General features: G+C 67.0%; 20 protein-coding genes. 4 read left to right on the top strand and 16 right to left on the bottom strand.

From position 1 onward, the window contains the following. Window positions 1-18: 18 nt before the first annotated feature. The 5 genes from JE033_RS13745 to JE033_RS13725 all read right to left on the bottom strand — a co-directional run bounded on the left by JE033_RS13745 (window position 19) and on the right by JE033_RS13725 (window position 5,284). A complete protein-coding gene (locus JE033_RS13745) occupies window positions 19-780 on the bottom strand; it encodes an ABC transporter ATP-binding protein (protein WP_200332347.1) in 762 nt (253 codons plus the stop codon). A 40-nt stretch (window positions 781-820) separates the two neighbouring features. Further along, the gene (locus JE033_RS13740) at window positions 821-1,849 is read right to left on the bottom strand and encodes an iron chelate uptake ABC transporter family permease subunit (RefSeq protein WP_200332345.1); all 1,029 of its coding nucleotides are present in this window, start codon (window positions 1,847-1,849) and stop codon (window positions 821-823) included. Continuing rightward, window positions 1,842-2,864, bottom strand: a complete 1,023-nt coding sequence (locus JE033_RS13735; RefSeq protein WP_200332343.1) for an ABC transporter permease — start codon at window positions 2,862-2,864, stop codon at window positions 1,842-1,844. Before JE033_RS13735 ends, JE033_RS13740 begins: the two co-directional genes overlap by 8 nt. After that, window positions 2,861-3,853: an ABC transporter substrate-binding protein gene (locus JE033_RS13730; RefSeq protein WP_200332341.1), complete on the bottom strand. Its 993-nt coding sequence runs from the start codon at window positions 3,851-3,853 to the stop codon at window positions 2,861-2,863. Before JE033_RS13730 ends, JE033_RS13735 begins: the two co-directional genes overlap by 4 nt. A 354-nt stretch (window positions 3,854-4,207) precedes the next feature. Further along, a complete protein-coding gene (locus tag JE033_RS13725) occupies window positions 4,208-5,284 on the bottom strand; it encodes a hypothetical protein (RefSeq protein ID WP_200332339.1) in 1,077 nt (358 codons plus the stop codon). A gap of 188 nt (window positions 5,285-5,472) precedes the next feature. On the opposite strand from JE033_RS13725, the gene purL reads away from it, so the two are divergent. Then, complete coding sequence (purL, locus tag JE033_RS13720) at window positions 5,473-7,803, top strand: phosphoribosylformylglycinamidine synthase subunit PurL (protein ID WP_200332337.1); 2,331 nt, start codon at window positions 5,473-5,475, stop codon at window positions 7,801-7,803. A 295-nt stretch (window positions 7,804-8,098) separates the two neighbouring features. Here purL and tmk read toward each other — a convergent pair whose 3' ends face one another. The 7 genes from tmk to JE033_RS13685 all read right to left on the bottom strand — a co-directional run bounded on the left by tmk (window position 8,099) and on the right by JE033_RS13685 (window position 15,339). Continuing rightward, complete coding sequence (gene tmk / locus JE033_RS13715) at window positions 8,099-8,731, bottom strand: dTMP kinase (protein WP_200332335.1); 633 nt, start codon at window positions 8,729-8,731, stop codon at window positions 8,099-8,101. Between the two features lie 36 nt (window positions 8,732-8,767). Next, the gene (gene topA, locus JE033_RS13710; RefSeq protein ID WP_200332333.1) at window positions 8,768-11,614 is read right to left on the bottom strand and encodes a type I DNA topoisomerase; all 2,847 of its coding nucleotides are present in this window, start codon (window positions 11,612-11,614) and stop codon (window positions 8,768-8,770) included. Window positions 11,615-11,793: 179 nt separating this feature from the next. Then, entirely contained in the window at window positions 11,794-12,594 is an 801-nt protein-coding gene (locus JE033_RS13705) for a M23 family metallopeptidase (RefSeq protein ID WP_200332331.1), read from the bottom strand. Beyond that, window positions 12,591-12,947, bottom strand: a complete 357-nt coding sequence (locus tag JE033_RS13700; protein WP_090151959.1) for a TadE/TadG family type IV pilus assembly protein — start codon at window positions 12,945-12,947, stop codon at window positions 12,591-12,593. Before JE033_RS13700 ends, JE033_RS13705 begins: the two co-directional genes overlap by 4 nt. Next, complete coding sequence (locus tag JE033_RS14715; RefSeq protein WP_234037531.1) at window positions 12,947-13,246, bottom strand: DUF4244 domain-containing protein; 300 nt, start codon at window positions 13,244-13,246, stop codon at window positions 12,947-12,949. Before JE033_RS14715 ends, JE033_RS13700 begins: the two co-directional genes overlap by 1 nt. A 158-nt stretch (window positions 13,247-13,404) precedes the next feature. Then, on the bottom strand, window positions 13,405-14,367 hold the full coding sequence (locus JE033_RS13690; protein WP_370567977.1) for a type II secretion system F family protein: 963 nt from the start codon (window positions 14,365-14,367) through the stop codon (window positions 13,405-13,407). 3 nt (window positions 14,368-14,370) lie between these two features. Continuing rightward, a complete protein-coding gene (locus JE033_RS13685) occupies window positions 14,371-15,339 on the bottom strand; it encodes an ATPase, T2SS/T4P/T4SS family (protein ID WP_346058044.1) in 969 nt (322 codons plus the stop codon). Window positions 15,340-15,607: 268 nt separating this feature from the next. Between JE033_RS13685 and acs the strand changes: the two genes are divergently transcribed. Next, entirely contained in the window at window positions 15,608-17,596 is a 1,989-nt protein-coding gene (gene acs, locus JE033_RS13680; RefSeq protein ID WP_200332327.1) for an acetate--CoA ligase, read from the top strand. A gap of 114 nt (window positions 17,597-17,710) precedes the next feature. Here acs and JE033_RS13675 read toward each other — a convergent pair whose 3' ends face one another. Together JE033_RS13675 and JE033_RS13670 are read right to left on the bottom strand one after the other, a co-directional pair. Further along, window positions 17,711-18,187 (bottom strand): RidA family protein, encoded by a 477-nt coding sequence (locus JE033_RS13675; protein WP_090151968.1) that lies wholly within the window; start codon window positions 18,185-18,187, stop codon window positions 17,711-17,713. A gap of 1 nt (window position 18,188) precedes the next feature. Continuing rightward, complete coding sequence (locus JE033_RS13670) at window positions 18,189-18,362, bottom strand: DUF4177 domain-containing protein (protein ID WP_141653254.1); 174 nt, start codon at window positions 18,360-18,362, stop codon at window positions 18,189-18,191. A gap of 111 nt (window positions 18,363-18,473) precedes the next feature. Between JE033_RS13670 and JE033_RS13665 the strand changes: the two genes are divergently transcribed. Both JE033_RS13665 and JE033_RS13660 read left to right on the top strand, forming a co-directional pair. Continuing rightward, the gene (locus JE033_RS13665; RefSeq protein WP_234037529.1) at window positions 18,474-21,128 is read left to right on the top strand and encodes a transglycosylase domain-containing protein; all 2,655 of its coding nucleotides are present in this window, start codon (window positions 18,474-18,476) and stop codon (window positions 21,126-21,128) included. 8 nt (window positions 21,129-21,136) lie between these two features. Further along, complete coding sequence (locus tag JE033_RS13660) at window positions 21,137-22,075, top strand: metallophosphoesterase (RefSeq protein ID WP_200332326.1); 939 nt, start codon at window positions 21,137-21,139, stop codon at window positions 22,073-22,075. A gap of 92 nt (window positions 22,076-22,167) precedes the next feature. On the opposite strand, the gene JE033_RS13655 is transcribed toward JE033_RS13660, so the two are convergent. Together JE033_RS13655 and JE033_RS13650 are read right to left on the bottom strand one after the other, a co-directional pair. Continuing rightward, the gene (locus tag JE033_RS13655) at window positions 22,168-23,226 is read right to left on the bottom strand and encodes an aspartate-semialdehyde dehydrogenase (protein WP_090151976.1); all 1,059 of its coding nucleotides are present in this window, start codon (window positions 23,224-23,226) and stop codon (window positions 22,168-22,170) included. A gap of 39 nt (window positions 23,227-23,265) precedes the next feature. Next, window positions 23,266-24,543, bottom strand: a complete 1,278-nt coding sequence (locus JE033_RS13650; protein WP_200332325.1) for an aspartate kinase — start codon at window positions 24,541-24,543, stop codon at window positions 23,266-23,268. Window positions 24,544-24,602: the final 59 nt, after the last annotated feature.

The raw sequence follows: 24,602 nt of genomic DNA, 5'->3' as shown, positions 1-24,602 counted from the left end.
ACGCCCAGCGTCCGAGCTCTACGGGCGGTAGTACACCGCGATACGCCCCCCGCCGTGCTCGACGACCTCGACGGGAGTGTCGAAGACGCGCTGCAGCACCTCCGGGGTGAAGATCTCGTCGGGCGTACCTGACGCGACCACGCGGCCCTCGGCGAGCGCCACGATCCGATCGGCGTATGCCGCGGCGAAGTTGACATCGTGGATGACGAGCACGACGGTCTTGCCCAGCGCATCGGCCGCGGCTCGCACCTGCGCCATCATCGAGACGGCGTGGCGCATGTCGAGCCCCGTGAGCGGCTCGTCGAGCAGCACGTAGTCCGTGTCCTGGGCGAGCACCATCGCGACGAACGCCCGCTGTCGCTGCCCGCCGGAGAGCTCGTCGATGAAGCGATGCTCCATGGCCGTGAGATCGAGAAATTCGATGGCGGAGGTGATGGCGTGCGCGTCGGCTTCGGTGAGTCGTCCCGCGGAGTGCGGGAAGCGCCCGAAGGTGACGAGTTGCCGCACGGTGAGGCGCGACATGAAGTGGTTCTCCTGGCGCAGAATCGACACCGCGCGCGCGAGTTCGCGCGGTTTCGCAGCGCGCACGTCGAGGTCGCCGATCGTCACCCTGCCGGAGTCGGCGTCGAGCAGTCGCCCGATGATCGTGAGCATGGTCGACTTCCCGGCCCCGTTCGGTCCGATCAGCGCCGTGACTCCGCCGCGTTCGATGGTGAGATCGATGGGGCCGAGCACGCGGTGCCCGGCGTAGTGCTTCTCGACCCCCGTGAGGGCGATCATGCGCGGTCTCCTCTCGGTCGGCGAAGAGTGGGACGGCTCATCATCTGAGCCCCTTTCTCAACAGGATCGCGAGGAACAGGAGACCGCCGGCGAACTCGATGATCACGGTCACCAGCCCCGCGGCGGCGAACACGTGCTTCAGCACGAAGGTGGCGCCCAGCAGCGTGACGAGCGCCACACCGATGGCGAGCGGGAGCGTTTCGGCATGCCGATCCTCCCGGGTGAACTGGTACGCGATCGTCGCCACGAGGAACCCGAAGAACGTCATCGGCCCCACCATCGTCGCCGATATCGATATCAGCACCGCGACGGTCACGAGGATCAGCACGACCTCCTTGCGGTACGCGACCCCGAGCCCGGTCGCCACATCGCGGCCGAGCGCGACGACGTCGAGGAGGCGGCGCCTCCGCCAGATGATCACCAGCAGCACGGCGACGATTGCGCCGGCGATCGGAAGGTAATCGGGGTTTCCCTTGCCGATGCTGCCGAAGAGGCGCGCGCTGAGCACGTCGAATTCACTGGGAGTCAGCAGGCGCTGCATGAACGTCGACAGTGAGCCGAATCCGATGCCGAGCACCACGCCGACGAGCAGCAGCAGGTGGAGGTTCGCCCGCTTCCCCGAGAACAACCACCCGTAGAGCACCGTCGCGAACGCGATCATGAGGAGGCTCTGCGCGATGATCTTCGGGATCCCCTCCATGCCGACCGCCGCCATGCCGAAGACGAACATGAGCGCCGTCTGCGACAGCACGTACAGCGCGTCGAACCCGAGGATCGAGGGGGAGAGGATCCGATTCGCCGTCGCCGTGTGGAAGAGCACGGTCGCGACCGCCTGGCACACCGAGACGAGCGCGATGGTTCCGAGCGACGTGAGCCGGGAGCGCACGATGATCCAGAACCCGTCCGATCCGGGGGCCGCCGGATTGCCGTAGACCAGGATCGCGATGGCGAGCGCGGCCGCCGTCGCACCGACCAGGAGCACCGCGCGGTGCTCGGCGACCCATGCGCGCCGTGAACGGCTGCCGCGCGGCAACCCTGCGAGCCGCGGCTCCCCCACCACGCTACGCATTGCGCTGCCTCAGCAGAATCGTGATGAAGGCCGCCGATCCGACGATGCCGAGCACCATGGAGACGGGCACCTCGAACGGCATGCGCACGGTGCGCCCGATTAAATCGCATACGGTCACGAGTGCGATGCCGCCGAGGCACACCCATGGCAGGTTGCTGCGCACGTGATCGCCGCGGATCATGGCGACGACGTTGGGCACCACGAGGCCGAGGAACGGCAGGAACCCGACGACCACCGTCGTCACTCCCGCCGCCACCGCGACGAGCGCCGTGCCGGCGACCAGCACCACTTCATAGCGCACGCCGACGCTCGTCGCGACATCTTTGCCGAGGCCGGCGACGGTGATGCGGTCGGCGAGGACGAAGACCAGCAGCGTGACGATGGCGACGATCCAGAGCACCTCATACCGTCCGCGCACCACCGCCGTGAAACTGCCCATGAACCAGGTGCCGATCATCTGCAGGAGGTTGAACTGCGCAGCGAGGAATGTCGTCAGTGCGCTCACCACGGCGCCGAGCATGATCCCGATCAGCGGCACCACCAGCGTCGTGCGAATGACGATGCGACGCAGGATCGCCATGAAGACGAGCGTGCCGACGAACGCCGAGAGGCTGGCGATCATCATCCGGCCGACGAGGCCAACCTGGGGCGCGATCAGCACCGTGAGCAGGAGTCCGAGCGCCGCCCATTCGGTGGTGCCGGAGGTCGTCGCGTCGACGAAGCGGTTCTGCGTGAGCATCTGCATCACGAGACCGCTGGTCGCCAGAGCCGCACCGGCCAGCACCAGAGCCAGGGTGCGCGGCACTCGGGTGATCCAGAACATCTCGCCGCCGCGCTCACCGCCCGCGATGTCGTACGCCCCGATGAGCAGCGACGCGACGAGCAGGCCCGTGACGATGAGGATCGCGAGGACCAGCGCGAGGGAGCCCTTCCAGCGCGAACGGCGAGCGGGGCCCGCACCATCGGTGCGGGCCCCGTCCCTGGCTGCTGGCGCAGCCTGCTGCGTCACGCTCATGCGCCCGCGAACGCCTCCTGCAGTTGTTCGTACAGCTCGGTGTACGCCTGGATGTCTTCCGTCAGGTAGAAGTCGGAGTCGAGGTACACGATCTGATCCTGCTCGACGGCCGTCACACCCTGCAGCGCTTCAGAGCCGGCGATCAGCTCATCCGCCGGCACAGCTCCCGGTTCTGGTTCGGCGAATGACGCATCGCGATCCAGCACGACGATCCAGTCGGGGTTCGCCGCTGCGATCGCCTCGACGCTGATGTCGTCGCCGTGCGACGTGTCCTCCGCCTGCTGCTCGATCGCGGGCTTCAGGCCGAGAGCCGAGAACACGGGCCCCACGCTGCGGCCGGTGACGGGAGCGGCGAACTCGATCTTTCCCCCCGAGGTGATGAGCCCGATCACGGAGTCGGTGCCGTTGTAGGCCTGCTTCGCATCGGCGATCGACTGGTCGAGCTCGGACGTGATCTCTGCGGCCTCGTCCTCTCGATCGAAGATCTGCCCGAGAATCTCGGTCTCGCGCTTGAGCTCCTCCATCGGGTCCTCACCGTCGCGCGGTGCGATCTCGATGACGGCTGCGTCGGGATTCTGCTCGACGATCGTGTCGTACGACTCGGAGAAGCGGTAGCCGCCGATGATGAGGTCGGGCTGAGCGGCGACGATGGCTTCGAGGTCCGGCTCGCGATGCGTCCCGACGTCTGCCACCTCGGCGTCGTCCGTGTAGTCGGGCCACGCGGTGCCCATGATGCCCTTCGGAGCCGCGACCAGTGGAACGTCCCACTCATCGAGGGTCTCGAACACGTGGTTGTCGAGCGCGACGACGCGCTCGGGGTTCACGGGGACCTCGACCTCGCCGTGGTTGTCGGTGATGGTCACCGTGGTCTCGGCCGGCGCGGCCTGCTCCTCGTTCGCCTCCGCGCCGGGGGCGCACGCCGACAGCGTGAACGCAGCGGTCAGGGCAAGGGCTGCGAAGCTCGCGCCGCGCAACATCTGGGTGGACACGATGGCTGCTCTTTTCGTCTCGGGTCTCATCGATCTGCGCCGACGACTGCATCGGATCGCAGCGGCCGCGCACGTTCTCGCGGCCCCGAGTTAGCCTAGCCAACGTTTCATCTGATGTTCAAGCCGAAGGGGTTCGCCTCAGCCGATCAGATCGGCATCGCCCCCGGTCAGACGGGTGTTATGGATTTCAATTCTTGAGCCTCCGGAGGGAGCCGAGCGAGTGCATCCCGTGCATGACGGACCACTGCTCCCTGTGCAGTAGGCACTCGATCTCATCGAAGCCCACTGCCCAGGGAGCAGTGAAGAACGGCCCGGAATGAACTCCGGATTGCCGCAGCCCTGTCTCGCGGGCGGTTACCTCGCCTGGGGCGGACGAGGCGCGCCCGGCACCGAGAAGTCGGGCTGGCCGTCTGGGCCGGCCGGAATCGGGCGGCCGTCGTCGAAGGTCGGCCAGGGCAGCAGCTCGGATTGGCCGCTCGGCTGCGCCTGGGGCTGCTGCAGCTGGGACTGCTGCTGCAACTGATGCTGCTGCTGCATCTGGGCTTGTTGCTGCTGCATCTGGGCTTGCTGCTGCGCCTGGGAGTTCTGCTGCTGCGCTCGCTGCTGCTGCGCGCGCCCGTGGGGCTGCTGCGCGATGTACGGCGCCGGCGCGCCCTGGCGCATGCTGCCGCGAGCGGCTCGAGCCGCATCACGCTCATCCGCGCCGAAGAACCAGCGGAGCAGCAGGGTGATCGACAGGCCGAGCGCGGTCAGGATCAGGATCGCGGTCGCGATCTTCCAGTACATATCCGGCACATTGAGCTCGAATGCCTCGATGCCGACCGGCGCGGTGAACAGAATGCCCGAGAGCACCGCGAGCACGCTCGTCACGAAGGCGAACCGCGTGATCGTCTCGGAGCGCTCGGCTCCGACCCGCAGCAGAAGCTGCGCGCAGAGGATGACCAGTCGCGTGACGAGAATCACGAAGAACGACTTCCAGAAGATCTCCCAGAGCAAGGAGTACGGGTTGTAAGGCGTCATCCAGATGACGATCATCAGCAGGCCGAGGATGTAGGCGTTCGCGATGAGGGCGACCGGCGCGTACCACTCGGACTTCTGCTCCCGCCGCGTGTCGAGCGCCGTGAAGATGACGAAGACCGCGAACAGCGCGAACGTCGAGAAGACGCGCTCGAATTTGCCCTCGAAGTCACCGATGAACAGCAACGAGATCGAGGCGATGGTCAGACCGGCGAGCAGAATGATGCTGACCTTCAAGAAGGTCGAGAGCTTGCGCTGCTGATTCGCCGCCCCGGAGGCCGGGCCCGCCGCGGGCCGTGCGGCCTGCCGCGACGCCTGGCGCGCTCCGTCCGGCGTGTACGACGGGGCCTGCGCATGATCGCTCGGCTGCGGAACGGGCGTCTGGCCTGCTGCGTGAGTATTCGGATCGCTCATGGCGTTCAGTCTCCCCTGATCTGCTGACAATCTCCACCCTAGACTGTCAGCCCTGCGGGCTCGGGAATGCTCCCGCGACGAGGGAGCAGTACGGGACGAGCCGGGTGACGCGACCACGTAGACTGAACCCCGTACGTTCGGCGCTCCCGTGCGCCGAAACCACCCCCGATCCACGGAGCACATCGAGCGTGACAGACATCGACGCCACCCAGAGCGGCCCCCGCCCCGACACGGTCGCCGATGCGATCGCGACGCCCGAGAAGGAGCAGCCGTACGGCGCACTCGGGTTGAAGCCCGACGAGTACGACCGCATCCGCGAGATCCTCGGCCGGCGCCCCACCTCCGGCGAGCTCGCCATGTACTCGGTGATGTGGTCGGAGCACTGCTCGTACAAGTCGTCGAAGATCTACCTCCGGCAGTTCGGCCAGAAGGTCAACGACAAGATGCGCGAGCGTCTGCTCGTCGGCATGGGTGAGAATGCCGGCGTCATCGACATCGGCGAGGGCTGGGCAGTGACCTTCAAGGTCGAGAGCCACAACCACCCCTCGTACATCGAGCCGTTCCAGGGAGCCGCGACCGGCGTCGGCGGCATCATCCGCGACATCATCTCGATGGGGGCTCGCCCCGTCGCGGTCATGGATCAGCTGCGCTTCGGCGCGATCGATGACCCGGATACGGCACGCGTCGTGCACGGCGTCGTCTCGGGCATCTCGTCGTACGCCAACTGCCTCGGCCTCCCGAACCTGGGCGGCGAGACGGTCTTCGACAGCGTCTACCAGGCGAACCCGCTCGTCAACGCGCTCGGCGTCGGCGTACTGCGCCACGAGGATCTGCACCTCGCGAACGCCTCCGGCGCCGGCAACAAGGTCGTGCTCTTCGGCGCTCGCACGGGTGGCGACGGCATCGGCGGGGCGTCGATCCTCGCCTCCGACAGCTTCAGCGAGGGCGGGCCGACCAAGCGCCCGGCCGTGCAGGTCGGTGATCCGTTCGCCGAGAAGGTGCTCATCGAGTGCTGCCTCGAGCTCTTCCGCGATGAGCTCGTCGAGGGGATTCAGGATCTCGGCGCCGCTGGCATCTCGTGCGCGACCTCCGAGCTCGCGGCGAACGGCGACGGCGGCATGTTCATCGAGCTCGACAGCGTGCTGCTGCGCGATCCGTCGCTCACGGCCGAGGAGATCCTCATGTCGGAGAGCCAGGAGCGCATGATGGCGGTCGTGCACCCCGACAAGCTCGACGCGTTCCTCGCCGTGACCGCGAAGTGGGACGTCGAGACGAGCGTGCTCGGCGAGGTCACCGACACCGGCCGCCTCGTCATCAACTGGCGCGGTGAGGAGATCGTCAACGTCGATCCTTCGACTGTGGCCGTCGACGGCCCCGTCTACGAGCGCCCCGTCGATTACCCCGCATGGATCGATGCGCTGCAGGCTTCCGGCGTCAACGCCTCTGGCCTGGCGCGTTCGGACTCCGGCGATGACCTGCGCTCGCAGATGATCGCCGTCGCCGCATCGCCCAACCAGGCCGATGTCTCGTGGGTGACGAACCAGTACGACAAGTACGTGCTCGGCAACACGGCGCTCGCGTTCCCCGACGGCGCAGGCATGATCCGCGTCGATGAGGAGAGCGGCCTCGGCGTGGCCATCGCCACCGATGCGAACGGCCGTTACTGCCAGCTCGACCCGTACGTCGGCTCGCAGCTCGCGCTCGCCGAGGCGTACCGCAACGTCGCCACGTCCGGCGCCGTTCCCACCGCCGTCACCGACTGCCTGAACTTCGGCAGCCCCGAGAACCCCGAGGTCATGTGGCAGTTCTCACGCTCGGTCGAAGGACTCTCGGATGCGTGCCTCGCTCTCGAGGTGCCCGTCACCGGCGGCAACGTCTCGCTCTACAACCAGACCGGCGACACCCCGATCTATCCGACGCCCGTCGTCGGCGTGCTCGGCATCATCGATGACGTCGCGCGCCGCGTGCCCAGCGGATGGCAGGATCAGGGCGAGCACCTCTACCTGCTCGGCACCACCCGCGACGAGCTCGACGGGTCGGCCTGGGCCGAGACCGTGCACGATCACCTCGGCGGCCGCCCGCCGATCGCTTCCCTGGCCGAGGAGCGCGCGCTCGCCGAGCTTCTGCACGCGGGCGCACAGGGCGGACTCATCTCCGGGGCGGTGGATCTTTCGGAGGGCGGCCTCGCTCAGGCACTCACCGATGGCGCGCTTCGCTTCGGCGTCGGTGCCCGTGTGTGGATCGAGGAGATCATGTCGCGCGACGACGTCGATGCCACCGCTGCCCTCTTCTCGGAATCTCAGGCACGCGTGCTCGTCGCGGTGCCGCACGAGGAAGAGGTGAAGTTCCGCGGGCTCTGCTCGGGCCGCGATTTCCCGGTGCTGCGCATCGGTGTCACGGACGGCGCGGGGGCGGATGCCGCGATCGAGGTGCAGGATCGCTTCACCCTGCCGCTCTCCGAGCTCGGCGCCGCTTCTCGCGCCACCCTTCCCGATCGTTTTGGCGCGGTCATCGGCTGAACGCATCGCGTTCGGCAGGCGACCGCGGTGGCGCTGCAGCGCCAGCCCACGGAGCGAAGCGCGGGGTGGCGGTCATCGGCTGAACGCATCGCGTTCGGCCGGCGACCGCGGTGGCGCTACAGCGCCAGCCCACGGAGCGAAGCTCGGGGCGGCGGTCATCGGCTGAATGCACCGCGTTCGGCCGGCGACCGCGGTGGCCAGGGTGCGGATGGCTTCGGTGGGAGATCGCGCTTCGGTGAGACGTTTTCTTTGGAAATCTGCTCACCGAAGCGCGATCTCTTACCGGTGAAGCGGTTCAGCGCGTGAGGAACCCGGAGACGCGTCCCACGATGCGCGTGTGGATCTCATCGACGGGCAGTGCAGCGTCGATGGTGAAGAAGCGGTGCGGGTCCGCCTTCGCGAGCGCACGGAAGCCGTCGCGCACCGCCGTATGGAACTCCACTGCTTCTGACTCGAGGCGGTCGCTGCTCCCACCGCGGTCGCGGCGGCGGCCGGAGCTGGTCTCGGGGTCGAGGTCGAGCAGAATCGTCAGGTCCGGCCAAAGTCCCCCGGTCGCCCACTCGCTGATGCGGCGCACCTCGTCGACGTCGAGCACGCGCCCCGCCCCCTGGTACGCCAGGGAGGAGTCGATGTACCGGTCCTGCACCACCACTGCGTCCCGCTCGAGGGCGGGGCGCACGACCTTTGCGACGTGCTGGGCGCGGTCTGCGGCGTAGAGCAGGGCTTCAGTGCGCACGTCGACCTCTCCGATCTCGTCGCCTCCGTGCAACAGGAGGCGACGCACTTCGGTTCCGAGACGAGTGCCGCCCGGCTCACGGGTGCGGACGACTTCGAGCCCGCGGCCCTCGAGCCACTGCTCGAGCAACTCCGCCTGCGTCGTCTTCCCCGCGCCGTCGCCGCCTTCGAGGGTGATGAAGGTTCCGCTCATGTGCTCCTCCGCGACCGCACGCGGCCGCACTCGTCGTTATGCCTGGGACTCTGCGGCAGCTCGGTTCGCGGCTCGGGTCGCCGCCGCCTTCTTCGCAGCTGCCGACCGCGCCGGGTCCACTGCCTTCGCGCCCGAAGCGGACTTCTTCGCTGCAGGCTTCTTCGTCGCCGGCTTCTTCGCTGCAGGCTTTTTCGCCGCCGCCTTCTTCGCCGCGGGCTTCCGCGCGGGAGCCTTCTTCTTCGCGGGGCCCTTCGCGCGCTTGATCGCCAGGAGCTCGACGGCGCGGGCGAAATCGATCTCGTCCACGCTGTCACCGCGCGGGATCGTCGCGTTCGTCTCACCGTCGGTGACGTACGGACCGAAACGGCCGTCCTTGACCTTGATCGGCTTGCCGCTCACGGGGTCGGCATCGAATTCCTTCAGCGCGCTCGACGCGCGCTTGGCGCCGTACTTGGGCTGAGCGAACAACTCCTGGGCTCCGGCGAGATCGATCGAGAAGATCGCATCCTCGCTCGGAAGCGATCGCGTGTCGCTTCCCTTCTTCAGGTACGGGCCGTAGCGCCCGTTCTGCGCGGTGATCTCAGCCTCGGACTCGGGGTCCACTCCGACGACACGGGGAAGGTCGAGCAGCGCGACCGCGCTGTCAAGCTCGATCGTGGCGGGGTCCATGCTCTTGAACAGGGACGCCGTGCGGGGTTTCTGGCCCTTCGGCAGTTCCTCGCCCTCATCGGGGAGCTCGGTGACGTAGGGACCGAAGCGTCCGTTCTTCGCGACGATGCGCTTCGAAGTCTGCGGGTGGAGACCGACGACGCGATCCTCGGCCGGTTCGGCGTCGGCGAGCTCGTGGGCTCTGGCAGGCGTCAGTTCATCGGGCGCGAGGCCGTCGGGGATGTTGACGCTGCGCGGCTTCACCACGCCGTCTTCATCGACCTCGCACTTGTCGTCGAAGACCTCGAGGTACGGGCCGTACTTGCCGTTGCGGAGCGAGATCTCATCATCGATCTTGATCGTGTTGATCGCACGCGCGTCGATCTCGCCCAGGTTGTCGACGACGCCGCGCAGGCCGGGGTGCGCGTCGGTGCCGAAGTAGAATTCGCCGAGCCATTTGCCGCGATCCGCCTCGCCCGAAGCGATGCGGTCGAGGTCGTTCTCCATCTCGGCTGTGAAGTCGTAGTCGACGAGCTCGCTGAAGTGCTCTTCCAGGAGTCGTACGACGGAGAAGGCGATCCAGCTGGGAACGAGCGCCTGCCCCTTTTTCGTGACGTAACCGCGATCCATGATCGTGCTGATGATCGCGGCGTACGTCGACGGACGGCCGATGCCGAGTTCTTCGAGTCGCTTGGTGAGGCTGGCCTCCGTGTAGCGCGGCGGCGGGCTCGTCTCGTGGCCCTTCGCGGTCGGCTCTTCGATGCCGAGCCCCTGACCCGAGGACAACTGCGGGAGCTTCGCATTCTGATCGCCGGACTTGTCGCCGCGGTTCTCATCGCGGCCTTCCTCGTATGCGAGGAGGAATCCGGGGAAGGTAATGACGGTGCCACTGGTGGTGAATTCCGCAGCGGTCGGTGCAGCGCTTCCGGCCTCCGACACCTGTGCCGAGAGGGTCACGGTGTCGGTGGAGCCCTTGGCGTCTGCCATCTGGCTGGCAACCGTGCGTTTCCAGATCAACTCGTACAACGCGAATTCGCCCTGCGTGAGCTTCCCCTTGAGAGAGCTCGGACGCTGGAACACTTCACCGGCCGGCCGGATCGCCTCGTGCGCCTCCTGGGCGCCCTTCGACTTGCCCGTGTACACGCGCGGCTTCTCGGGCAGCGTCTGCGCGCCGTACAGTTCCGCAGCCTGCGACCGGGCCGCCTGCACTGCCTGCTTCGAGAGCGAGGGCGAGTCGGTACGCATGTACGTGATGTAGCCGTTCTCATACAGCGACTGCGCGAACGACATCGTCTGCCGTGAGCTGTAGCGGAGCTTGCGAGAGGCCTCCTGCTGCAGCGTCGACGTGGTGAACGGCGCTGCAGGGCGACGCGTGTGCGGCTTCGTCTCGACGGAGACGACTTCTCCCCTGGCGTCCGCAGCGAGCAGGGATGCGAGGCGCTCGGCACGCTCCTGCTCCAGCGGAATGACCCCCGCCTTCGACGCACGAGCCGTCAGGTTGCCGTCGTCGCCGAAGTCGCCGCCGGTGGCGACGCGCTGGGCGTCGAGCCGTACGAGCCTGGCTTGGAACGCCGTGGTGTCGGTAGCGCTGTCGTCGGGTCGGAAGGTCGCGGTGAGGTCCCAGTACTCGGCAGCGCGGAACGCCTGGCGCTCGCGCTCGCGGTCGACGACGAGTCGCGTCGCCGCCGACTGCACTCGGCCTGCGGAGAGCTTGGGCGCGACCTTGCGCCAGAGCACCGGAGAGATGTCGTACCCGTACAGGCGATCGAGGATGCGTCGCGTCTCCTGCGCATCGACCAGCGCCGTGTCGAGGTCGCGCGTGTTCTGCTTGGCCTGTTCGATGGCGTCCTGCGTGATCTCGTGGAACACCATGCGATGCACCGGCACCTTGGGCTGGAGCACCTCGAGGAGGTGCCACGCGATGGCCTCGCCCTCGCGGTCCTCATCAGTTGCGAGCCACAGCTCGTCGGCACCCTTCAGCGCGCGCTTCAGCTCGGAGACCGTTTTGCGCTTGTTGTCGTTGACGACGTAGTACGGGGCGAAGTCGTTCTCGACATCGACCGCGAACTTCCCGAATGCGCCCTTCTTGAGCTCCGCGGGCAGGGCCGATGGCTCGGCGAGATCACGAACGTGTCCGACCGATGCAATGACCTCGTAGTCGTCTCCGAGGTAGCCGCCGATGGTCTTCGCCTTGGTCGGTGACTCGACGATGACGAGTTTCTTCGTACCCTTCACGGGTCTCCTTCGTTGCTTCACGCAGTGTAGGGCTGCTCCGCCAGGACCGGCTGAGGGTTCTGCTCCGACACGATACACATTCTGGCGTGAGAATCCACCTGCGGGATTCCACGCATGTTCTCTCTTCATTATGTCCGTCGCCGGCCGAAGTACCCGCATCGGAGTTTCTGCGCACTGCATCAACGGATCTCAGGGCCACCGATATAGAGGTATGGATTCACGTCGGGAAACGCGTTCGACGGGGTGGTCGACAGCGTGAAGTGCGAGTGCGGCCCCGACGTGCATCCGCTCATACCTGCGAGGGCCACCGGTTGTCCGGCTCGCACTGCAGTGCCCGGCGATAGCCCGAACGCGTCGGTCGATCCGGGGGCCACGTGATTGTGGGAACTGAAGAGCACTTCCCCCCGATAGCTGTGTCTGATGATGATCGTGTGATTCGGGCCATGCCACCACGAGGGTTCGGCGACGCACTTCTCGGGCGGCCCGTCGCTGTCCGTTCCGGCTGCGACGACGACGCCGTCGTAGGGAGCGTAGAGCGGTGACCCTTCAACCGCGCGGAGATCAATGGAGTAACCATCGTGGAACCCCTGCGTGATGCCCGGCTCCGAGCTGGGCCACGCCCAGCCATTTGCGCCAACCGCACCTCCCGGCATCGCGGAACTCGGCGGTGGACCAGCGTGCGCCGAAGCGGCGACGGCCCCGAGCGGCCCGTCCGCCACCACCTTCACGCGGGCGTCGGCGAGGGCGGGATCGAGCTCGCAGGACACGAGTTCGCTGCTCATCGCACTCGTGACAGCCCCCGCCAGGTCACAGGGGTCTCCCGCGAGAAACCCGGCGGCCGAGTCGGCTGCGGCGAGCGCTGCCGCGTCAGCGGCCCCTGCTGCACGATGGGAGGCTTCGAGGTGCGACGACGCCGCGATGATCGGTACGCCGAGACATATCGCAGCGGCTGCGCAGACGAGGGTCGCCGGTGCGCTCATGAGGTCGCTCCCTCACCGATTCGGGCGGCGCACGAGCGCGATTCGACCGCGATGCGGGCGAGGGGTCCCCCACCCGGGCGCGACCGAAGCGTGACGCAGTGCAGCACGCCGTCTTCCACACGTTCGATCTCCACTCGATCACCGAGCGAATCCAGATGTTTCTGGGCGAGCTCGGCATCACCGCGGGCCTCTGATCTCGCGATCTCAGCCGACGCCGATACGAGGGTGATGCGATGCGCCGCCACGTAGATGCCGCCGATCACGAGCCCGAGTACGGCGAGCACTGCGGGCACGACGATCGCGAATTCCGCCGTGACCGTGCCGCGTTCGTCGTGCCGCAGCGCCGCGAGCATCAGGACCCTGCGCCGAGGGCGTTCTCGACGAGTTCCACGAGCATCGCTCGGATCTCGCTCGACCGCATGATGGCAACCAGCAGACCGGCGAATGCTACGGCGGCCATGATGACAATCGCGTACTCCGCTGTCACGGCGCCGCGCTCATCGTCGGCGAGCGCGCGCATCTCGCCAACGAACGCCCGCCCGCGTCGTCGGCCTCCGCGACGGACGCGCTGCAGACGTGTGCGGCGGCGCTCGGGCCCGCCTTCCACGGATGTCGCACCTCGGTCGGATACGAGTTGGAGTGTGGGCTGCATCGGGAACCTCCTTGACCTCGCACGGCCCCGGCGATCGCCGGTGCATCCATCCTCACGGGAGAGGCTCGGCCCGACGCGGCCCGACGAACGATCTGTGGAGAACCCGAACGCCGATGCGATCGCCCTCCCCTGTGGAGTACGAACACCGTCGGGAAGCATCAGACAGCCCCGAACATGGACAGCACCACCGGCAGCACGCCGAGCACGATGAAGGCGGGCAGCACGCAGACCCCCAGGGGCACCAGCACGCGCACGCCGAGGCGTTCCGCCTCCCGTTCCAGTCGCGCAGCTGAGGCCACGCGCTCTGCATCCGCGTGTTCGAGCAGCAGCGGGCGCATCGGAACACCGGCGGCTTCCGCAGCGGCGATCGTCGACAGCAGCGGGCTCCCGGAACAGAAGTCGTCGAAGGCGATCCACTCGGCCCCGTACTGGTCCACGCGATCCACCACGTGTCTCAGTGCCACGGAAGGAGGGGCGCCGCCTCCCAGCGCGACCCAGAGCAGTTCGAACGGCAGACCGGCGATGTGATCGTCACTCGCGGTTCGATGCTGCATGGCGCGAGACCAGTGCACGCCGATGCCGAGCAGACCGATGCCGATCGCCGCGATCGCCGCCCCCATCCCGCTGAACAGCACCGGTATCGGATCGAATCCGAGCAGCAGGCCGAGCAGCAGCGCGAGGATCGGCAGGGCCGCCACCATGCGCACCGTCGCCCGCGGACCCGCCAGGAGCACGGAACGTCGTTCCCGCAACTGGTCGAGTTCGCGCAGCGCATACGCGATGCGTTGGAGCGCGGGGGCGAGCGGAGCACCGCATGCTTCGGCGAGGCGCCAGGCGACTGCCAGCACGCGCCATTCCGGATCGGGGGTCGCCGCGAGCGCGGAGGCGACCGGGACTCCGTCTGCCACACGGGCGGCGATGATTCCCGTGGCAGAGGCCGGCTCTGCATCGGCGGCGATCACCGCGAACGTCCGACCGGGCGGCACTCCCCCGCGAAGGAGCGCCGCTGCTCGTTCCGCGACGACCGTCGCCTCATTCCGTTGATGCGCGGTGACGCTCGAAGCCGTGCCCGAAGCCGAAGCGATTCGTGACCGGGCGAGGGACCGGAGTCGCTTCCACACGCGCTACGCCACCACCCTTCGCACTCCGAGCAACCGGTCACCGGTGAGCTCGAGACCGCCGATGGCGCGCACCCGAGGGCCGAGAGCACCCCGTTCGACGTGGACGATCGCGTGCAGTGCACTGACGGCCTGTCGAGCGAGCGCTTCCGGCGTCCATCCCGCGAGCGCACCCAGCGCTTCGAGGCGCGAGGGCACTTCTTCCAGACGGCTCGCGTGGAGGGTTCCGGCGCCGCCGTCGTGGCCGGTGTTCAGTGCCGCCAAGAGCGTCGAGATCTCGGCACCGCGGCACTCGCCGAGCACGATGCGGTCGGGCCGCATGCGCAACGCTTCCCGCAGCAGCCGATCGACCGAGACCTCCCCGACCCCTTCGGCGCTCGCCTGACGCGTTTCGAGAGACACGGCGTGCGGATGCCTCAACCGCAGCTCCGCCACGTCCTCGATCGTGAGGATGCGCTCGTGCGGTGGGGCGAGATCCAGCAGTGCGGCCAGCACCGTCGTCTTTCCGCTTCCAGTGCCTCCGGTGATCAGAATGTTGCTGCGGTCGATGATCACCCGGCGCAGCATCTCTGCCGTGCTCGTCGCGCAGAGGCCTCCCGCGACGAGTTCATCGAACCGAGGGGGCGAGATGCGGGGCAGCCGAATCGATACGGCCGCGCCCTCAACGGCGATCGGGGGCAGTACTGCGTGCACTCGAATGCCATCACCCAGCCTTACGTCGGCGCAGGGGTGCAGCTCGTCGAGGTGGCGCCCGCCAGCAGCAATCAGCCCGGTCGCCAACCCGTGCGCCGCTTCAGGATCGGCCTGCCAATCCGGCACCTCCTGCAGCGCTCCGCATCGGTCCAGCCACAGTCGAGCAGCGCCGCCGCGCACCTGCACGATGAGATCTCGCAGATCGGGGTCATCCAGCAGGGGCAGCAGGCCGCCGAACGAACGCTTCGCAGCGCGACTGAGCGCCGCAGATCGTGTCGACACCGAGGACCGTGGGTCGGGCGGCCGTGGGTGATCCGGAATCTCAGCAGGGGGCATGAGCCCATACCAGCAGGGTTCGCCACGGCCAGACCACTCGCCCGAGCATCTGTGCGCAGTCGCGGCATCACCGTCGCGGGCTCACCGATGTGAGCGGAGATAGACGAAAGGTATAGCCTGGTTCTGCGTTTTCGGGATGGTACGGATCCCGTACGCGACTGAGGGGCCGGGAGCGAGCGATCGCCCCGGGAATCGATCGAAGATAAGGGCGTCAATGAGCGATCAGACCGGCAGTATTGAAAGCCACCACCTCCCCGAGGGAGCAACAGCGGAGACGTATGCTCCGAGTCCGGAGTTCCGCGAGCAGGCCAATGTCACCGACCCGTCCGTCTACTGGAAGGCCGCGCAGGATCCCGAGGGGTACTGGGCGGAGCAGGCCCAGAACCTGCAGTGGACGAAGCCGTTCAGCGAGGTGCTCGACTGGACGAACCCGCCGTTCGCGAAGTGGTTCCAGGACGGCGAGCTGAACGTCGCGGCGAACTGCCTCGATCGCCACGTGGCAGCGGGCAACGGCGACCGCGTCGCGCTCCACTTCGAGGGCGAACCGGGCGACACGCGCACCCTCACGTACGCCGAGCTCACGCACGAGGTGAAGCGCGCCGCGAACATGCTCACCAGCCTCGGCGTCGCCGCGGGCGACCGTGTGGCCATCTACATGCCGATGATCCCGGAGACGGTGATCGCCATGCTCGCCGTCGCGCGCCTCGGCGCAGCGCACTCGGTGGTCTTCGGAGGCTTCAGCGCTGAAAGTCTGCGCGCTCGCATCGACGACGCTGAGGCGCGCCTCGTGATCACGGCCGATGGCGGATGGCGCAAGGGACGCGTGTCTGCGCTGAAGCCGACCGTGGACGATGCGCTCGCGCTGAACGGCGGAGGCAGCACCGTCTCTCGCGTGCTCGTCGTCGAACGCGCGGGCAACGACGTCGCCTTCGATGAGGATCGCGACCTCTGGTGGCACCGCGAGATCACCGCATTCGACGGCGAGCACGAAGCACAGGGCTTCCCCGCCGAGAACCCGCTCTTCATCCTGTACACCTCGGGAACCACGGGCAAGCCCAAGGGCATCCTGCACACCTCGGGCGGATATCTCACCCAGGTGTCGACCACCCACCGCGACGTCTTCGATCTGAAGCCCGACACCGACGTGTACTGGTGCACAGCCGACATCGGATGGATCACCGGTCACAGCTACGTGGTCTACGGTCCCCTCGCGAACGGCGCGACCCAGGTGATCTACGAGGGCACCCCGGAGACGCCTGATTGGGGCCGTTGGTGGTCGATCATTCAGAAGTACGGTGTGACGATCTTCTACACCGCGCCCACGGCCATTCGCGCCTGCATGAAGGTCGGGCGCCAGGTTCCGGAGCAGTACGACCTCTCGTCGATCCGGGTGCTCGGTTCGGTCGGCGAGCCCATCAACCCCGAGGCGTGGCGCTGGTACCGCGAGGTCATCGGCGCGGGCACCGCCCCCATCGTCGATACGTGGTGGCAGACGGAGACTGGCGCGATCATGATCTCGCCGCTGCCGGGCCTCACGCATTTGAAGCCGGGCAGCGCGCAGGTGCCGCAGCCAGGGATCTCGGTGACGGTGGTCGGCGAGGATGGCGACCCCGTCGAGAACGGGCAGGGCGGCCTGCTTGTCGTTCAGCGCCCCTGGCCGTCAATGGTGCGCACGATCTGGGGCGACGATCAGCGCTTCATCGACACCTACTGGGCGAAGTTCGGCGACCGCTACTTCGCGGGCGACGGCGCCCGTCTCGACGAGGACGGCGACGTCTGGCTGCTCGGACGCGTGGACGACGTGATGAACGTGTCGGGCCACCGACTCTCGACCGCGGAGATCGAGTCGGCGCTGGTCGAGCACCACGCGGTCGCCGAATCGGCGGTCGTCGGGGCGGATGACGAGACGACGGGACAGGCCGTCGTCGCCTTCGTCATTCTGAAGTCGCAGCAGAGCATCCTGTCGCTCGATGACGCCGAGCCCGAGCTGAAGAAGCACGTTGCAGCCCAGATCGGTGCGATCGCGCGGCCGCGCCAGATCTTCATCGTCTCCGAACTGCCGAAGACACGGTCGGGCAAGATCATGCGGCGGCTGCTCAAGGACGCGGCAGAAGGCCGAGAGGTCGGCGACACGACGACGCTCGCCGACACGTCGGTGATGCAGACGATCTCGGATCGCGTGCGCAGCGAACGCGGCGACTGAGCCGCACGTTACCGAACCGCCGGCGACACACGACCGAGGCCGGGAACCCGCTTCAGGGCTCCCGGCCTCGGTCGTATCGCACGTGCGCGGGCTCGCTGCTCGGAGCGCGCGGTGTCAGTCCTCGATCTTGAACACGAATTCGATCTCGACGGGCGCGTCGAGCGGGAGGACGGCGACGCCGACGGCTGAACGCACGTGGATGCCGAGATCGCCGAAGACGCGACCCAGGAACATCGAGGCGCCATTCGCGACGGCGGGCTGACCCGTGAACGACGGATCGGATGCGATGAAGGCAGTGACCTTCACGACCTGAGAGATCTTGTCGAGCGACCCGATGACGCCTCGAGCGGCGGCGAGGGCGTTCAACGCGCAGAGCTGCGCGAGCTCTTCCGCTCGCTCGGGCGACACGAGTCCTGCTCCCAGACCCACTTTGCCCGTCTCGGGCAGAGCACCGTTCACGAACGGGAGCTGGCCGGCCGTGTACACGTAGTTGCCGTCACGCAGTGCGGGCACGTACGCGGCGACCGCCGCTGCGACCTCGGGGATCTCGTATCCCAGTTCGCGCAGCCGGTCCTCGATCACAGATGCCATGTCAGGCCTTCCTCTTCTTCATGTATGCGACGTTGCCGCCGGCCGGGCCCTCGATGATCTGCACGAGCTCCCACCCCTGCGCACCCCAGTTGTTCAGAATCTGCGCCTCGTTGTGCAGCAGCAGCGGCGTCACGAAGTACTCCCAGGTCGGGGCGGCTTCGGCGGATTCACTCACGTGCGGATCTCCCTCGGTAGACGGTGTGCAGCGCATGCCGGCGACCGGCATCGCCGCGACGCGGACGGGCGCGTTGCTGTTTTGTCAGCTACGTCGCTTACCCTTAATTCTATGACCCGTCAGACATCTCAGTCTTCGCGCGTGCGCTCGCAGAAACCTCGCACCGCAGGAGGGGCCCTCGCCGGGCTCCTCGGCGCGCTCGCCATGAGCGTGATCGCCGGTGTTCTCGTCACCGCAGCTGTGACGCCGGTGGTCGCTCTGAGCGGCACGGCCACGAAATCCGCAGTCGGCATCTTCGAGAGCCTGCCCGACCATCTGGACCCGGGCAAGCTCGCCGAGCCCTCCACGATATACGCGACGGGCGCCGACACGACCGTGTACGAGATCGCGACCTTCTACGATCAGGATCGCGAGACGGTCAAGTGGGACCAGATCTCGCAGTTCGTCAAGGACGCGGCCGTCGCCGAGGAGGACCCGCGCTTCTACACGCACGGCGGCGTCGACGTGCTCGCGACGGCTCGCGCCGTGCTGCAGAACGCGGCGGGGCAGAACCTCTCGGGCGCTTCGACGATCACGATGCAGTACGTGCGCAACGTGCTCATTCAGGAGGCCATCGCGATTCCCGACAAGGAAGCGCAGAAGGAGGCCTACGAGGACGCGATGCGCCAGGACGTGGACCGCAAGCTCAAGGAGATGAAGTACGCGATCTCCATCGAGAAGAAGTACCCGAAGGATGAGATTCTGCTCGGGTACCTGAATATTGCGCTCTTCGGCCGTCAGATCTACGGCATCGAATCGGCCGCGAAGTACTACTACGGCAAGTCGTCGGCCGACCTGTCGCTCGCCGAGTCGGCGAGCCTCGTCGCGATCGTGAACAACCCATCGGAACTCCAGATCGACGTTCCAGAGAACATTCCGGCAAACACCGAGCGCCGCGACAAGATTCTCGGCAGCATGCTCAATCACGGCAAGATCACGCAGGCCCAGTACGACGAAGCTGTCGCAACGGAGGTCACGGGCGATCACATCACCCCACGAGTCGCCGGTTGCAACGTCGCCGAGCAGAACTTCGGGCTCGGTCATTTCTGCGACTACGTGCAGCGGTACATCAAGGCGGACCCGAACTTCGGCGATACCCCCACCGAGCGCGAGTTCAACTTCAGCCGCGGCGGGTACAAGATCTACACGACGATCGATCTCGACATGCAGGCGGCGGGCACGGCGGCGACGCAGGCGACTGTTCCTTCGCTCATGGACGGGATCGACGTCGGCTCAGCCTCGAGCAGCGTGGAGGTGGGCACCGGCAAGGTGCGCTCCATGGTGCAGAACAAACCCTTCAATAACGCACAGGACTTCCTGGACTCGAACCCTGGCTACACGACGGTGAACTTCAACACCGACGAGGAGCTGGGCGGCTCGAGTGGCTTCCAAGTCGGGTCGACGTTCAAGCCCATCACGCTCGCCGAGTGGATTCGAACCGGGCACTCGGTGCGCGACATCGTCAATGTGAACAGCCGCAAGGGCGTGCCGTATCAGTCGTTCGCCGCCTCGTGCATGCCCGACGGCGTCTACAGCTACGGATCGTTCGATTTCTCGAATGACAACGAGGGCATTCGCGGGAACCAGTCGGTACTCACGACCATCGCGAACTCCATCAACGGCGGCATCGTCTCGATGCAGCAGAAGATGGACCTCTGCGGCACATTCGAGACGGCCCAGGCGCTCGGAATTCACCGCGCCTCGGATCAGCCGATGAACCCCGACACCGGCCTGCCGAACAATCCGACATTGAACGGCAATCCGCGGGATCTCTCGATGGTGCCGTCGAACGTGTACGCGGGCGTCGACGAGATCGCACCGATCACGATGGCTGCAGCGTACGGTGCGTTCGCCGGCGACGGGACCGTCTGCACGCCGGTTCCCATCGAGCAGATTCTTGACGACGACGGCAACCAGGTACCGTTCACGAAGAGCGAGTGCTCACAAGCCATCGCCCCAGAAGTGGCGGCTGGCGTCGCATTCGCCCTCCAGAACGCGGTGACGGCTGGTCTTGCTGACCATGCACGATCAGCCATTGGGGTCCCCCACCTTGCCAAGACAGGCACCACGGATGACGTTGTGGACAACTGGACGGTCGGCGCTAGTACGAAGGTCGCTACGGCGACCTGGGTCGGCAATGCCGGGCCCGTGCAAATGGCCGATGGCTCCTGGAGCCGCGTTTCCACGATGGGGTTCGGGAACCTCATGTACGCGGATCAGACGATCTGGCCCGCGATCATGAATGCGGCCGACGCCAGGTACGGCGGAGACGCCTTCCCAGAGCCCTCGGCTGCAGCGATTCGCCAGACGATGGTCTCCGTTCCCGACGTGAAGGGGAAGTCGATCGAGGAGGCCACGAGCATGCTGGAGCAGCTTGGGTTCGCGGTGAATGACGGCGGCGAGGTCGACTCGACCGAGGCCGAGGGCCTCGCGGCGCGCACCGACCCCGCGGCGGGATCGTCTGTGGGGCTGGGTTCGGGCATCTCGCTCTACCGCAGCAACGGCAAGGCGTCGAAAATCCCGGACGGGCTCGTGGGTCAGACGGGCAACAACGCAAAGTCCGCACTGAATAGCGCAGGGTTCGACAACGTCGAGTTCGCCTGCGGCACCGGCAGCGATTCCAAACCGAAATCGAACAAGGTGCTCTCGGCCAGCCCCGAAAGCGGCGCCGAGGTCAACCGTGGTGACACGGTGACGCTGGCGCTCGCCTGCGGCAAGAAGGACTGACCTTGGCAATGCATCCCGCACGTTCGACGGCGGCCGTTCTCGGAGCGGCCGCCGTCGGCGTACTGACCTGGTCCACGCTCATCGAGCGACGACTGTTCACGGTGCGACGCCATACGCTGCCCGTACTGCCGGACTCCCGCACTCCGATCCGGGTACTGCAGCTCTCAGACCTGCATCTGGCCCCATGGCAAGCGCAAAAGGTCGACTGGGTGCGCTCCCTCGCGGAGCTGCGCCCCGACCTGGTCGTGCTGACCGGAGATCTCATGGGCCATCGCGAAGCGCTCCCGGCGCTGCTGCATGCGTTGCGGCCGCTCGTCGAGCAGACGCCCACGGTGTTCGTTCACGGCTCGAACGACTACTACGGTCCGCTCTTCAAGAACCCCGTCAAGTACCTGCTCGAGCCGAGCAGGCGGAGCACGCGCACCCCTGATCTCGACAACGGTGCGATCACCCGCGGGCTGGCCGAGCTGGGCGCGATCGACCTCAACAACGACGCGGTTCGGCTCTCCATTCGCGGCAGCAGCGTCGAGCTGTTCGGCCTGAACGACCCGCACATTCGCTACGACGACGCAGATCGTATGCGCGCGGCCGCCGCAGCGTTGACGCAGAACGAGGGCGCAGCCGTCGACGCCGACCACCCGGCCCCGGTGCGCCTCGGCGTCGTGCACGCGCCCTATCAGGAGTCCCTGGGCGCGCTTCTGACGGCCGGATCGGACCTGATCCTAGCCGGGCATACGCACGGCGGCCAAGTGCGCGTACCCGGCGTCGGGGCGCTCACAGCGAATTGCGACCTCCCGACCGAGCAAGCACGCGGCCTGAGCGTCTGGTTCGACGCGCACCGCGCCGCGTTCCTGAACGTCAGTGCGGGGCTGGGCAACTCGATCTACGCGCCGGTGCGTTTCGCCTGCCGCCCTGAGGCATCGCTGATCACACTCGAATCGCGGTAGGTCGGAGAACGCACTCCAGCCTCGAGACAAACATCAGGCCCCGGTCGTCGACGTGAACGACCGGGGCCTGATGCTGTACTGGCGGCTCGCCCCTACTCGGCCCGCCGCGCCGCGATGATCTCAGCGATCTGCACCGCGTTCAGCGCTGCACCCTTGCGCAGATTGTCGTTCGAGATGAACAGCGTCAGGCCGCGGCCCTCGGGAGCGGACTGGTCAGCGCGAATGCGCCCGACGAGCGAGGGATCCTTGCCCGCCGCCTCGAGGGGCGTCGGGACGTCGGTGAGTTCGACGCCGGGAGCTGCTGCGAGCACCTCACGAGCACGATCCGCCGAGATCTCGCGAGCGAATTCGGCGCTGATCGACAACGAGTGCCCGGTGAAGACCGGCACGCGCACGCACGTTCCGGCGACTCGCAGCTCGGGGAGCTCGAGGATCTTCCGGCTCTCGTTGCGCAGCTTCTTCTCTTCGTCGGTCTCACCTTCGCCGTCTTCGACGATGGAGCCCGCGAGCGGCAGTACGTTGAATGCGATCGTCTTGGTGTAGACCTCGGGAGCCGGGAAGTCCACGGCGCCCCCGTCATGTACGAGCTGCTCGAGCTCGCCCGACTCGACGGCTGCAACGGCCTGACCGGCCAGCTCACGGGCTCCGACGAGCCCTGAGCCCGACACGGCCTGGAACGTCGTGACGATGAGCCGTTCGAGCCCGGCCTCGGAGTCGAGTGCCTTCATCACCGGCATCGCTGCCATCGTGGTGCAGTTCGGGTTCGCGATGATCCCCTTCCGCGCCTCGTCGATCGCGTGCGGGTTGACCTCGCTCACCACGAGGGGAACGTCCGGGTCGAGTCGCCACGCACTCGAATTGTCGATGACCGTCGCACCCGCTGCGGCGAACTCCGGCGAGTACTGCTTCGAAGCGGCGCCACCGGCGGAGAAGAGCGCGATGTCGATGCCGCTCTTGTCCGCTGTCGCGACGTCCTCGACGACGATGCTCTCGCCGCGGAATTCGAGCGTCGAGCCCGCCGAGCGCGCGCTGGAGAAGAAGCGGATGTTCGCGATCGGGAAGTCCCGCTCGTCGAGCAAACGGCGCATCACTGCGCCCACCTGACCGGTTGCGCCGACGACGGCGATCGAGAGTCCCTGCTGTGCAGCCATGTGTTTCGAGATCCTGTTCTGTGTTTCGCCGTGAAAGAGTTATCGGCCGGTGCCGGCGTAGACCGTGGCTTCGGTCTCGGCGTCGAGGCCGAACGCCGTGTGGAGTACGCGGACCGCCTTATCGAGAAGGTCGGCTCGGGTGACGACCGAGATCCTGATCTCCGAAGTCGAGATCATTTCGATATTGATGTCGGCCTCGTACAGCGCACGGAAGAGCTGCGCGGATACGCCCGTACTCGTGCGCATGCCGGCGCCCACGACTGCGAGCTTGGCGATCTGATCGTCGTACTGCAGACTCTCGAATCCGAGTGCTTCGCGTTCCGCTTCGAGCGACTCGATGACTTTCCGACCGTCGCCGAGCGGGACCGTGAAGGAGATATCGGTGCGGTTCGTTTGCGCCGCCGAGACGTTCTGCACGATCATGTCGATGTTCGCGTGCGTCTTCGCCACGATCTCGAAGATCTGGGCAGCTTTGCCCGGAATGTCCGGCACACCGCCCACGGTGACCTTCGCCTCGCTCTTCTCAGCGGCGATACCAGTGATGATCGGCTCTTCCACCTGATCTCCCTTCGGATGCCCCTTGGCGGGGTCGTAGACGATGGTGCCCGGCTCGTCGGAGAACGAGGAGCGGACGTGCAGCACGACGCCGTGGCGGCGGGCGTACTCGACGGCGCGCAGGTGCAGCACCTTCGCGCCGGACGCCGCGAGTTCGAGCATCTCTTCCGCCGTGATGGCGTCGATCTTCCGCGCGAGCGGCACGACGCGAGGATCGGTCGTGAAGATGCCGTCGACGTCGGTATAGATCTCGCACACATCGGCGCCGAGGGCGGCGGCGAGTGCAACGGCGGTCGTGTCGGATCCGCCGCGCCCCAGCGTGGTGATGTCTCGCGAGTCGCGACTGAATCCTTGGAAGCCTGCGACGATGGCGACGGCGCCCTGGTCGAGGGCCTCGCGCACGCGGCCGGGCGTCACATCGACGATCTTCGCCGAACCGTGCTCGGCGGTGGTGATCATTCCCGCCTGGCTGCCCGTGAAGGAGAGCGCCTCGATGCCCATGCCTTTGATCGTCATCGCGAGCAAGGCCATCGAGATGCGCTCACCGGCGGTGAGCAGCATGTCGAGTTCTCGCGGTGCGGGGATCGGCGTGCACGCCGCTGCGAGCTCGAGCAGTTCATCGGTGGTGTCGCCCATGGCGCTCACGGCGACGACGACCTCGTTGCCCCCGCGACGCGCCTCGACGATGCGCTTCGCGACGCGCTTGATGCTCTCGGCGTCGGCTACGGACGAGCCCCCGAATTTCTGCACGATCAACGCCACGCGGGTTCCTCCTGAATATCCGAGCCGAAAGCTCAGTCTATCGGACCAGAACTTCGGGT

The organism is Leucobacter sp. L43, assembly GCF_016597785.1.
In the GTDB taxonomy this organism is placed as follows: Bacteria; Actinomycetota; Actinomycetes; order Actinomycetales; family Microbacteriaceae; genus Leucobacter; species Leucobacter alluvii.
This window is presented reverse-complemented; position numbering and strand designations above follow the sequence as displayed.